The sequence below is a fragment of the Knoellia aerolata DSM 18566 genome, from assembly GCF_000768695.1.
Classification (GTDB): Bacteria; Actinomycetota; Actinomycetes; order Actinomycetales; family Dermatophilaceae; genus Knoellia; species Knoellia aerolata.
Map to the genome: position 1 here is coordinate 89,911 of NZ_AVPL01000006.1, position 11,488 is coordinate 101,398.

General features: G+C 72.2%; 10 protein-coding genes. 5 read left to right on the forward strand and 5 right to left on the reverse strand.

From position 1 onward, the window contains the following. Positions 1-7 precede the first annotated feature (7 nt). Genes N801_RS04485 through N801_RS04495 form a run of 3 tightly spaced genes read right to left on the reverse strand, consistent with a single transcriptional unit; the run spans position 8 to position 3,221 of the window. Entirely contained in the window at positions 8-877 is an 870-nt protein-coding gene (locus N801_RS04485) for a carbohydrate ABC transporter permease (protein ID WP_035933407.1), read from the reverse strand. After that, positions 874-1,827 (reverse strand): carbohydrate ABC transporter permease, encoded by a 954-nt coding sequence (locus N801_RS04490; protein ID WP_035933410.1) that lies wholly within the window; start codon positions 1,825-1,827, stop codon positions 874-876. Before N801_RS04490 ends, N801_RS04485 begins: the two co-directional genes overlap by 4 nt. Then, positions 1,827-3,221 carry an ABC transporter substrate-binding protein gene (locus N801_RS04495; RefSeq protein WP_052112593.1) on the reverse strand — a complete coding sequence of 465 codons (1,395 nt, stop codon included), beginning with the start codon at positions 3,219-3,221 and terminating at the stop codon, positions 1,827-1,829. The genes N801_RS04490 and N801_RS04495 overlap by 1 nt, the downstream gene beginning before the upstream one ends. Positions 3,222-3,349: 128 nt before the next feature. Between N801_RS04495 and N801_RS04500 the strand changes: the two genes are divergently transcribed. The 4 genes from N801_RS04500 to N801_RS04515 all read left to right on the forward strand — a co-directional run bounded on the left by N801_RS04500 (position 3,350) and on the right by N801_RS04515 (position 8,238). Then, complete coding sequence (locus N801_RS04500; protein WP_052112594.1) at positions 3,350-4,309, forward strand: sugar-binding transcriptional regulator; 960 nt, start codon at positions 3,350-3,352, stop codon at positions 4,307-4,309. Positions 4,310-4,381: 72 nt separating this feature from the next. Further along, the gene (locus N801_RS04505; RefSeq protein ID WP_156996471.1) at positions 4,382-5,278 is read left to right on the forward strand and encodes a ferredoxin family protein; all 897 of its coding nucleotides are present in this window, start codon (positions 4,382-4,384) and stop codon (positions 5,276-5,278) included. Positions 5,279-5,325: 47 nt separating this feature from the next. Beyond that, the gene (locus tag N801_RS04510; RefSeq protein WP_035933413.1) at positions 5,326-7,056 is read left to right on the forward strand and encodes an AMP-binding protein; all 1,731 of its coding nucleotides are present in this window, start codon (positions 5,326-5,328) and stop codon (positions 7,054-7,056) included. 18 nt (positions 7,057-7,074) lie between these two features. Further along, a complete protein-coding gene (locus tag N801_RS04515) occupies positions 7,075-8,238 on the forward strand; it encodes an NAD(P)/FAD-dependent oxidoreductase (RefSeq protein WP_035933417.1) in 1,164 nt (387 codons plus the stop codon). On the opposite strand, the gene N801_RS04520 is transcribed toward N801_RS04515, so the two are convergent. Then, positions 8,219-8,614 carry a hypothetical protein gene (locus tag N801_RS04520; protein ID WP_035933419.1) on the reverse strand — a complete coding sequence of 132 codons (396 nt, stop codon included), beginning with the start codon at positions 8,612-8,614 and terminating at the stop codon, positions 8,219-8,221. The genes N801_RS04515 and N801_RS04520 overlap by 20 nt on opposite strands. A gap of 5 nt (positions 8,615-8,619) precedes the next feature. After that, positions 8,620-10,788: a DUF998 domain-containing protein gene (locus N801_RS04525; RefSeq protein ID WP_084108173.1), complete on the reverse strand. Its 2,169-nt coding sequence runs from the start codon at positions 10,786-10,788 to the stop codon at positions 8,620-8,622. A gap of 22 nt (positions 10,789-10,810) precedes the next feature. Between N801_RS04525 and N801_RS04535 the strand changes: the two genes are divergently transcribed. After that, positions 10,811-11,488: an HAD-IA family hydrolase gene (locus N801_RS04535; RefSeq protein WP_035933423.1), complete on the forward strand. Its 678-nt coding sequence runs from the start codon at positions 10,811-10,813 to the stop codon at positions 11,486-11,488.

Below are 11,488 nucleotides of genomic sequence, written 5' to 3' on the forward strand. Positions count from 1 at the left end.
CCCCGCCTCACTTGACCGCGCCCATGGAGAGTCCCTGGACGAGCTTGTCCTGGGCCGCGAACCCGGCGGCGAGCACCGGCAGCGACACGACGAACGACGCCGCGCACACCTTGGCGAGGAAGAGCCCCTGGCTGGTCACGAACCCAGTCAAGAACACCGGGGCGGTTCCGGCAACGGTCCCGGTGAGGACGCGCGCCAGGAGCAGCTCGTTCCAGCTGAAGATGAAGCAGATGAGTGCGGCGGCGGCGATGCCGGGCATGACCACCGGCGCGATGACCTTGCGCAGCGTCATCGTCAGTGAGGCGCCGTCGACCTGGGCCGCCTCGAGCATCTCCACGGGCACCTCCGCGAGGAAGGAGCGCAGCATCCACACGGCGATCGGCAGGTTCATCGACGTGTAGAGGATGATGAGCAGCCAGATGTTGTCGAGGAGGTTGGCCTTCTGGGCGAAGAGGTAGATCGGCAGGATGCCGGCGACGATCGGCAGCATCTTGGTCGACAGGAAGAAGAAGAGGACGTCGGTCCACGCCTTCACCGGTCGGATCGACAGCGCGTAGGCCGCGGGGAACGCCAGCAGCAGGACGAGGATCGTCGACAGCACGCTCGCGGTGAGCGAGTTGAGCAGCGGCGGCCACGGTCCGGCGTCGAAGAACGAGCGGTAGCCGTCGAGGCTGAGCGGGGCGAAGACGCTGGGCGGGTTCGTCGCCGCGTCCTCCTCCTTGTGGAAGGACGTGATGATCATCCACACCACCGGCAGGGCGAAGAGCAGCCCGCACAGCCACGCCGCGAGCGTGAGCAGGATGTGGCTCTTCGGGCTCTTGTGGTGGTTGATCGCCTGCGGCTCGCGGGTCTCGCGGGTCTCGGTCGTGGCGCTCATCGGGCCTCCTCCTTGAACAGGCTGAACGCGGTCCGCAACGCGGCGGTCGCGATGATGATGGTGCCGATGACGACGACGACGCCTGCGGCAGAGGCTCGCCCGTAGTCCTGGGCGGTGTAGAAGGTCTGGTAGATGAAGTACGGCAGGTTCGCCGTGCCGAGGCCACCGGAGGTGATGGTGAAGACGTGGTCGAAGTTCTGGACGACGTAGATCGCGCCGAGCAGGCCGCTCAGCTCGATGTACTGGCGCATGTGCGGCAGCGTCATCGTCCGGAAGATCTGCCACGCGCTGGCACCGTCGATGCGGGCGGCCTCGACGACGTCGAGCGGCCGGGACTGCAGGCCGGCGAGCAGGATGAGCATCATGAACGGCGTCCACTGCCAGACGAGCGCCGCGACGATCGAGATGAGCGGGTTGTTGCTGATCCAGTCCGGCTGGGGCGCGTCCTCACCGAGGACCGCCTTGAGCGTGCCGTTGAGCAGGCCGTACTCGGGGTTGTAGAGCGCGTGCTTCCACAGCAGCGCCGCCGCGACCGGCACGATGAGGAACGGCGTGATCATCAGGGTCCGCACGATGCCCCGGCCCAGGAACTTGCGGTCGAGCAGGAGCGCGATGAGCATCCCGAGCACGAGGCTGATGCCGACGACGAGCACCGTGAGCATGATCGTCACGACGACGGCGTTGCGCGTGTTGCTGTCGGTGAAGACCCGGACGAAGTTGTCGAACCCGGCGAAGCCGCGCTCCTCGGGGTAGTAGGCGTTCCAGTTCATGAACGACACGACGAGGGTCGCGAGGAACGGCAGCTGGGTGAGGACGATGACGAAGATCAGCGCGGGGAGCAGCGGCGCCCGGCGGGACCAGTCACCGGCCTTGGCCAGGCGCGTGCTGCGCGCGGTGTTCTCGCCGGGAGGGCGCTTGGCCGGCGCGTCGGCGACGGTGTCGGATGCCATCACTTGCTCCTCGTCTGGTAGCGCTCGGCGACGTCCTCGGCCAGCTCCTGGCCTCGGTCGAGCGCCTCCTTGACCGTGATCTGCCCGGCGATGGCCGAGCTGACGTCCTGGCTCACCTGGGTCCCGAGGTCAGGGAACTCGGGGATGCCGACGAACTGGATCCCGATCGCCGGGCGGGGCTGCACGCCGGGGTTCGTCGGGTCGGCGGCCTCGATGGCCTCCCGCGTCGGCTCGGCGAACGCCGACGCCACGGCGAGGTAGTCCTCGTTCTCGTACGTCGAGGCGCGCTTCCCAGCGGGGACGCTCGTCCAGCCGATCTCCTCCCCGACGAGCTCCTCGTACTCCTTGCCCGACGCCCACGAGATGAACTTCCAGGCGTTGTCCTTCTTGGTGCTCGCCTGCTGGATGCTCCACGACCAGGCGTAGAGCCACCCGGACGAGTCGGTCTTGACGACCGGTGCCGGGGCGTAGCCGAACTTGCCCCGGTGCGGGGAGTCGTCGGCCTCGATGGAGCCGGCGGCCGACGTCGCGTCGTACCACATGGCGACGTTGCCCTGGACGAGGTTGTTGAGGCACTCGGTGAAGCCGGCCTGCGGTGCGCCGTTCTGGCCGTACGCCCGGACGAGGTCGACGTAGAACTGGACCGCCTCGGTGAACTCGGGCGCGTTGACCCGGGGCGTCCAGTCCGCCTCGAACCACGTGCCGCCGAACGTGTTGACGACCGTCGACAGGGGGGCGAAGACCTGACCCCAGCCGGGCTGTCCGCGCAGGCAGATGCCGTTCATCCCGGGCTCGGCGCCGTCGACCTTCGCGGCGATGTCGGCGACCTCCTGCCACGTGGGCTTCTCCGGCATCGTCACGCCCTCGGCCTCGAGGACGTCCTTGCGATACATGAGGAAGGAGGACTCGCCGTAGAACGGCTGGCCGTAGATCTTGCCCTCGCTGGACAGCGAGGTCGTCATCGGCCCCAGGATGTCGTCCTGGTCGAACTCCGGGTCCTGGGCGATGTAGTCGTCCATCGGCGCGATCCACTTGGCCTTGGCGTAGATCGGGATCTCGAAGTTCGACAGGGAGGCGACGTCGTACTGCCCCGACTGGCTGGAGAACTCCTGGCTGATCTTGTCGCGCACGTCGTTCTCGGGCAGGACCGTGAAGTTGACCCGGATCCCCGTCTCGGCCGTGAAGTGCTCGGCGGTGAGCGACTGGAGGTCGACCATCTGTGGGTTGTTGACCATGAGGACGTCGATCGAGTTCGGGCCGCCACCCCCGATGCCACCTCCGCCCCAGCCCGCGCAGCCACCGAGCCCGACGCTCAGGGCGCCCGCCGTGGCGACCGCGGTCCACCGCCCGCGTCGTCGGCCCCGGTTCGAGGTGTGCCGTGTGCTCCCGGGCATCGTCGCCCTCCTTCGCCGCTGTGACATCGGTGCTCATATGAGCGTGTACGCTGCACGAATGAGACTGTATGACCCAGGTCACATTGTCAACAGGTCGCCCAGCGGCGCCCGCATGCCTGCGGGCCCGCGTGCCTGAGTCCCTGAGCCCCGCCGACGCCGTCCTGGCGGCGGAGGTCGCTCGTCGCCACCTCATCGACGGCGAGTCCAAGGTCGACCTCGCGGCCTCCCTCGGAATGAGCCGGTTCAAGGTGGCGCGACTCCTCGAAGCCGCGCGGGAGAGCGGCATGGTCACCATCGAGATCGTGTCACCCCAAGGGATCGACACCCACCGGTCCGCGCGCCTGGGGGAGGCCCTCGGCCTGCGCCACTGCATCGTCGTCCCGGGCTCCGGGCCGCAGGCCGGCCACGCGGTGTCCGACGTCGCGGCCGCCCTCCTCACCGAGGTCGTCACCGACGAGGACGTCGTCGGGCTCCCGTGGAGCCGTTCGGTGAGCCGGATGGTGGGCGCCCTCGAGCACCTCCCGAAGGTGCCGATCGTCCAGCTCAGTGGCGCGATGGTGACGCCCGGCGAGGACAGCAGCTCGGTCGACGTCGTCCGGCGGGCCGCCCTCATCGCCGGTGGGGAGCGGCACGTCTTCTACTCGCCGCTGGTCCTCGACGACGCCGCCAGCGCCGAGGTCATGCGACGCCAGCCCGCGGTGCGCACGGCCCTGGACCACGTCGCCGAGGTCACCCTGGCCGTCATCGGCCTGGGCGCGTGGGCGCCGGGCATGTCGACCGTCCACGAGGTCCTCAGCGTGGGCGAGCGCGCCGCGGTGTCGGAGGCCGGCGCGGTCGGCGAGGCGGCCGGAGTCTTCTTCGCCGAGGACGGTGCCATCGTCGACACCCCGCTCACCGCCCGGATCATCGGGCTCACGGGTGGCCAGCTGCGGGGCATCCGCCACATCATCGCCATCGCGCATGGCATCGCCAAGGTCGAGGCGATCACCGCCGCCGTGAGGGGCGGGCTCATCCACTCCCTCGTCACGACGAGCGAGACCGCCGACGTCCTCCTCTCCGCAGCCGCGCCCCCGCCCGGGCGCCGGTGACGAACGCACCCGGGGCGCACCGGGGGCGGACCGGGCCGGGTCGCGGTGGGCCCGAGTCGTAGCATCGGACGGGTGACCCCCGACACCGGCCGCTGCTCCAACGCCTTCCGTCAGCGAGGTGAGCCGATGCTCGGTTCCGCGCCGGTCGCCCGCCGTTGGCTGCTCATCGAGCACCCCGGCCCGTGGTCCAGGGACCACCTCGAGACGCCGGGCATCGCCGGCAACGTCGCGCGGGCCATCGAGTCGGCCTGCGCGGAGCTCCAGGGTCGCTCCCTGCTCGTGCGTCGTCACGGTCGCCGCGACCCCGGCGAGGCACCCGCCTGGTATGCCGTCGACACCGCGCACGGGACCTGGGTCACCGGAACGTGGCGCACCAGCGACGACCTGCTCGCCGCCGTCGCCGCCCTCGGTGCCCCGCTCACCCACTCGGAGTCGCTCGCCGAGCCGATGCTGCTCGTCTGCACCCAGGGCACCCGGGACGCCTGCTGCGCGCTGCGCGGGCGGCCCGTCACCGCCGCCCTGGCCCGGGTCTTCCCCGACGAGGTGTGGGAGTGCACCCACCTCGGGGGCCACCGCTTCGCCGGCACCTTCCTCTCCCTGCCCGACGGGACCTGTTTCGGCACCGTCGACCTCCCCAACGCGGTCGCCGTGGTCCGGTCCCACCGGGCGGGTGAGGTCGACACGACCCACCTGCGCGGCGTCACCCGCTGGTCGCCGGCGATCCAGGCCGCGACGGGCTCGGTCCTGGCCGTGCACGGACCGGCGCCCATCACCGCCGCCCGTCCCGGCACGATCGACGTCGTCTCGGAGACCGTCACCCGCGTCGAGGTGATCGGGGACGACCCCCTGCCGGACACGACGTGGGTGGAGGTGACGGCCGAGGCCCTGCCCCCCGCGCCGCTGTCGTGCGGCAAGGGCCCGGGCGAGCACACGGCCTACCGGACCGTCGTCATCGCCGACCCGCGCTGACCGGCGACGGGGTGGTGGGCGAGCCCTGCGGCGGGCAGGCTGTCCCCATGAGCGACGCGCCGACCACGGCAGCCACCAGCCCGGCCACCGACCTCTACCGCGCGGCACGCGACCGGCTGCTCGGGTGGCGGGGGCAGCACGAGGAGGCCGTGCGCGACTTCTCGTTCCCGGATCTCGGAGACCGCTTCAACTGGGCGGTCGACTGGTTCGACGTCATCGCGCGGGGCAACGACGCCAAGGCCCTCGTCATCATCGAGGAGGACGGTTCCAGCCGCGAGATGACCTTCGACGCCATGGCGAACCGGTCGGACCGCGTCGGGCAGTGGCTCGCGGAACGCGGTGTGGCACAAGGCGATCCCGTGATCGTCATGCTCGACAACCAGGTCGAGCTCTGGGACTGCATGCTCGCGGTGATGAAGCTCGGTGCCGTCATCATGCCGACGACCTCGGCCGCCGGGGCCGCCGACCTCGAGGACCGGGTCGCCCGTGGCGGAGCACGCCACGTCATCGCGAACGCGTCCCAGGTCGGCAAGTTCGCCGGTCTCGTCGGCGACATCACCCGGATCAGCGTCGGCGCCTCACCGGGCTGGCACGACCTCACCGACGCGTATGCCGTCGACGCGCCTCCGCTGCCCCACCCCGGGACCGCGCCGGGTGACCCGTTGCTCCTCTACTTCACGTCGGGGACGACGAGCCGGCCCAAGCTCGTGGAGCACACTCAGGTGTCCTACCCGCTGGGGCACCTCTCGACGATGTTCTGGCTCGGGCTCCGGCCGGGCGACGTCCACCTCAACATCTCCAGCCCCGGCTGGGCCAAGCACGCGTGGTCGTGCTGCTTCGCCCCGTGGATCGCGGAGGCGACGATCCTCGTCCACAACTACACGCGATTCGACCCACCGGCGCTGCTCGAGGTGCTGCGCCACCACGAGGTCACGTCCTTCTGCGCCCCGCCGACGGTGTGGCGGATGCTCATCAACGCCGACCTGTCCGAGGGGCCGGGCTCGCTGCGCGAGGTGATCGGGGCGGGTGAGCCGCTCAACCCCGAGGTCATCGAGCAGGTGCGACGGGCGTGGGGGCTCACGCTGCGCGACGGCTACGGCCAGACCGAGATGACCGCGGCGGTCGGCAACACCCCCGGGTCCCGGGTCAAGCCCGGCTCGATGGGCCGCCCGCTGCCGGGCGTCCCGGTCGTCCTCGTCGACCCGGCGACGGGCGAGCGGGTCGCGGGAGAGGGAGAGGGCGAGCTGTGCCTCGACCTCGCCGCGCGTCCACTGCCGCTCATGACCGGCTACCAGGGCGACCCGGAGCGCAACGCGGAGGCGATGGCCGACGGTTTCTACCACACCGGTGACGTCGCGAGCATCGACGCGGAGGGGTACATCACCTACGTCGGGCGCACCGACGACGTCTTCAAGGCGAGCGACTACAAGATCAGCCCGTTCGAGCTCGAGTCGGTGCTCATCGAGCACCCGGCCGTGGCCGAGGCCGCGATCGTGCCGGCGCCCGACGAGCTCCGCCTCGCGGTGCCCAAGGCCTACGTCGTGCTCGCCCCCGGCCACGAACCCACCGAGGAGACGGCCCGCTCGATCCTCGCCCACGCCCGCGAGCACCTGCAGCCGTGGCAGCGGGTGCGCCGGCTCGAGTTCGGCGAGCTGCCGAAGACGATCTCGGGCAAGATCCGCCGGGTCGAGCTGCGCGGCCGTGAGGACCAGCTCGCCCGTGGTGACCTCGAACCGTCGGGGCACGAGTGGCGCGACGACATCGTCAAGGGCGACTGACCGGCATACGGGTTTCTCGTGAAGGCTGACGTGCTCGTCATCGGGGCCGGGCCGGCCGGCTCCGCAGCGGCGCTGGGGGCGCTCACCGAGGACCCGTCGCTCCGGGTGGTGCTGCTCGACCGCAGCGACTTCCCGCGCGACAAGTCCTGCGGCGACGGCATCGCCCCGCACGTCGTCACCGCGCTGGGCGAGGTCGGGGCCGCCGACGTCGTCGACGGCTGGGCGCCGCTGCGCCGACTCGAGCTCTCGCACGGAGGGGTGCGGGTCGAGGGGGAGATGGACCGGGAGGTCCACGTCATCCCGCGGAAGGTCCTCGACGCCCGGCTGGTCGGGCGGGCGGTGGCCGCCGGGGCCGAGCTGCGGAGGGAGCGCGTCTCGGCGATCAGCCTCACGCCGCTCGGCCTGGCGGGCGACATCGGGGCCGGTGTCGTCGTCGGTGCGGACGGGGCGCACTCGGTCGTGCGCGCGCAGCTGCTCGGCCGTCGTCGGGAGCCGCGCGCCCTCGCCCTGCGGGGCTACGCGCCGGTCACCGACCGGTGGCGCGGGCGGCAGGTCATCCGGTACGGCGACCGCCGGCAGCCCTCCTACGCCTGGGCGTTCGACAGGGGCGACGGGCTCGTCAACGTGGGCTACGGCGAGCTGCTCCCCGGCGACCGGTCGGGCCGGGGAGGCGCGCCGGCAGCGCCGAGCCGGCAGCTGCTGCTCGACCAGCTCGAGGCGCTCCTGCCCGGCGCGGCCGCGACGGGCACCGGCTGGCTCGGTCACCACCTGCCGCTGAGCACCTGGCACTGGGACCAGCCCGACGGGCCCGTGCTCCTGGCCGGGGACGCGGCCGGGCTCGTCAACCCGATGACGGGGGAGGGGATCTACTACGCCGTCGCCACCGGGATCGCCGCCGGGCGCACCGCTGCTCGCGCGGTGCGCCTCGGCCGACCGGCCGACGCAGGCGCCGTCCACCGCCGTGAGGTGCGCCGCCTCCTCCGCACCCACCTGCGGCACACGTGGGTGTCGTCGCGGCTGGCCCGGTCCCCGGCCGTGGTCGACGCCGGGATCCGGGCCGCCGGCCGCGACCGGCGCGTGTTCGACACGCTCGTCGAGATCGGCCTCGGCGACGGCCTCATCGACCGGCACCTCGTCGGCGGCCTCCTGGGCGCCCTCGCGCTCAGGCCAGGGCGGCCCTGACCTTGTCGATGACGGCCTGCTCCTCCGGGCTGACGCCGTCGGAGGCGTCGGCCACCGCCTGCGTGGCCTCCATGATGACGCCCGAGAACGCCTCCGCGGACCCGTCGGCCTTGGCCGTGAGGAGCGCCTTCGCCTCCGTGAGGCCGGTGAGCACGGCCTGCTCCTGCGCGGCCGCGTCGCCCGTCGGCGGGGACGGGAACCCGCCCGAGCGCAGCAGGTCGGTGATCTCCTTGGGGCCCGCCGCCAGGGCCTTGGACCCGGCGAGGCTCTCCTTGAAGGAGGACAGGAAGCCCGGGTCGGCCTTGCTCACGAGGGCGATCGCCCCGAAGGCGGCGTTGCGGACCGTGTCGCGTTCTGCATCGGTGTAGTCAGCCATGCGCCTCAGTCTGCCCCGAGCGACTCCGTGGCGGGGCGCTGCGCCCGGACCTCTCTCAGGGTCAGCGAGTCGAGCGGTGAGGCACCCGCCTCGGGGCGCGTGCACTGCCGCTCCGGGTCGGTCACCGTGTCGATGCGGGTCCCGTTGAGCAGGCTGACGTCGTCGTATGCCGGCCGCCCCTCGATGACGTTGCGGTACCGGTACCGGGTCACCGAGGTCAGCCGGCAGGTCTCGCCGAAGGTGAGGACGTCGAACGCGGAGGGCTGCCCGACGAGCTCCTCGCCGTTCTCCTGACCCACGAAGTGGGTGAGCGGGCCTCCGCCGGTGAAGGTTCCGGCCTGGATCCGGTTCCCCTCGAGGTCTGGGGTGTGCATGTGGCCGTTGACGGCGACGTCGGCCCTCGGCACGTCCTGGACGGCCCACGGCTCGTGCGAGACGAGCAGGTCCAACGGGTCCTCGTCCTCGAACGCGGCGACGAAGGCGCGCTTGGCCGGCTGCTGCTTGTCGCTGCTCCGCTTGCCGTCGTCACCGAAGAAACGGGGGTCGTTGAACCCGCCGATCCGGATGCCGCCCGCCTCGGCCACGGTGTAGCTCTGCGCGTCACGCTGCAGGAGGACGACGTTGGGGATCGACGCCATCCGGTCGAGGATCGCCGTGTCCGTCGGCGACGTCGCGTCGTGGTTGCCGCGGACGAAGAGGTAGGGCACGGGCAGGGAGGCGATGCCGGCGAACATGCCCGTGGCGTTCCCCTCTGCCACCGTCCCGAAGTTGACGAGGTCGCCGGCGTCCACGACGAGGTCGATGTCCTCCTCCTCGACGATGGTGCGCATCAGGGCGTACTGGTTGCCCGAGTGCAGGTCGGAGACGAGCAGGACCCGCAGGGCCGCGGGCTGGGCGAGCTCGGTGGGGGAGTACTTGTCCTGGAGGGCCGACGACAGGGCGATGAGGTTGCGCAGGTACGGCGACACCTGCGCCGAGCGCGCCTCGACGTCGGAGATGAGGGACTGGTTGCGCTGCACCGTGCCGAGGACGCCGGTCGAGGTGAACTCGTGCTGCCGCTCGGGTTGGTAGGTCTGCCAGATCCCCACCCCGGTGGCGGCGCAGGCGACGGCCCAGGCCACCCCGGCTCCGAGGAGGGACCACCGACGCGGACGGCGCCGCAGCACCAGGGACCTCACGAGCAGCCAGAGGGCCGCGACGACGAGGGCGCCGAGGGCGAAGCGCAGCCCGACGTCCCTGGCCGCCGTGACGATCGCGGCGTTGAGCTCGAGCGGTCCGGGCTGCAGGCTCGACACGGTGATCCCGGGCCGGCTGAGGATGTCGGCGATCGACGCCTTCACCTGGGGGGTCGCCTCGATCCCCGGCGCCAGGCCGGTGAAGCCGACGTCGATGTCACCGAACAGCGTCCGGGCGACGAGCCGGGTCGACTGCCGGGGGTCCATGGACAGCTGGACCTCGGCCGAGTAGTGGGTGGTGTGTGCCGTGGCCGGAGCGAGCCGCGTCGTCGCGACTCCGCCCGCGGTGCAGGCGAGGGTGAGCGCGGCGACCGTGAGCACGCTGCGGGCGCGCCGACCCCCGACCCGGTGCCCGAGCGCCCACCACGCGGTGACCGCGGTGGCGAGCGGCCACAGCGCGAGGAGGGCGGCCACGACGCGCTCGTGCGCACCGAACGGCATACCCGCTCGGGAGCCGACGGTGAGGGAGGCGACGAGTGCGACGAGGACCACGGTCGCGGTCCGGGCGACCGGGGGGCGCAGGAGGGGGGTGGCCGCGGGGCGCGCGGCGAACCACGGCCACAGGGCGAGCAGTAGGAAGCTCGCGGCGGCCACGATCGTGTGGGTGAGGGAGTCGTCGGAACGGGAGGTGAGGGGGACGAGGGCGACGGCGACGGTCGCGACCCCGGCCGCCCCGAGCACCCCGCGGCCCGCACGACGCATCCCCGGCAGCATGACTGCCGATCCGATGTGGGCCAGGCCGGTGACGACCAGCGCGACGGTCATGATCCAGCGGTGCGGGGTCTCCGTGGCAGCGAGGGCGCTGATCGACTCGCGCACCGGGTCGAACCCGTCGGGCTGGCGCGTCGCCGCCCAGGTCCAGCCACCGATGAGGGCGACGACCGCGGTCGTCGCGGTCATGAGGGCACCGCGCACGTGTCCCGAGGTCCGTGGCGCCATGCGCCAACCCTAGGCTGACGGGATGGGTGCACCGCTGGCCGGACGTCTCCCCGAGCGTTCGTTCGCCGGGGTGCTCTTCGACATGGACGGGACGCTCATCGACTCGATGTCGGCCGTCGAGCGCTCGTGGCTGCGCTGGAGCGAGGAGTTCGGCATCGACCCGGTGGCGCTCGCGGGGTCGCACGGGCGGACCAGCGCCAACACGATCGCCGTGGTCATGGCGGGCCGCTCCGAGGGCGAGCGGCTGCGGGCGCACTCGCGGATCGCCGAGATCGAGGTCGCCGACACCGAGGGCGTCGTCGTCCTGCCGGGGGCGCTCGAGGCACTCGAGTCGCTCACCCGCAGGGGGGTGAGGCACGCGATCGTGACGTCGTGCGAGCGCGACCTCGCCGCCGCCCGGCTGGCGGCGTCCGGGCTCCCGAGGCCCGAGGTCCTCGTCACGGCGAGCGACGTGGGCCACGGCAAACCCGGCCCCGAACCCTACGTCCGGGGCGCCGCGCTCCTCGGTCTGTCCCCGGGCGACTGCCTCGTCGTCGAGGACGCGACCGCGGGCCTCGTGTCCGGGCGTGCGGCCGGCGCCGGCGGGCTGCTCGCCGTCCTCGGGACCACGCCGGTCGAGGTGCTCGCCGCGGACGCCGACGTCGTCTTCGGAAGCGTCGCCGACGTCGACTGGCCCCGCCTCACCCACCCCACCCCCTGA

What these genes read in the sequence shown, in the direction of transcription:
- N801_RS04485 (WP_035933407.1), bottom strand. Translation starts at nt 877, where the DNA reads ATGAGCGCCACGACCGAGACCCGCGAGACCCGCGAGCCGCAGGCGATC.
- N801_RS04490 (WP_035933410.1), bottom strand. Translation starts at nt 1,827, where the DNA reads ATGGCATCCGACACCGTCGCCGACGCGCCGGCCAAGCGCCCTCCCGGC.
- N801_RS04495 (WP_052112593.1), bottom strand. Translation starts at nt 3,221, where the DNA reads ATGCCCGGGAGCACACGGCACACCTCGAACCGGGGCCGACGACGCGGG.
- N801_RS04510 (WP_035933413.1), top strand. Translation starts at nt 5,326, where the DNA reads ATGAGCGACGCGCCGACCACGGCAGCCACCAGCCCGGCCACCGACCTC.
- N801_RS04520 (WP_035933419.1), bottom strand. Translation starts at nt 8,614, where the DNA reads ATGGCTGACTACACCGATGCAGAACGCGACACGGTCCGCAACGCCGCC.
- N801_RS04525 (WP_084108173.1), bottom strand. Translation starts at nt 10,788, where the DNA reads ATGGCGCCACGGACCTCGGGACACGTGCGCGGTGCCCTCATGACCGCG.
- N801_RS04535 (WP_035933423.1), top strand. Translation starts at nt 10,811, where the DNA reads ATGGGTGCACCGCTGGCCGGACGTCTCCCCGAGCGTTCGTTCGCCGGG.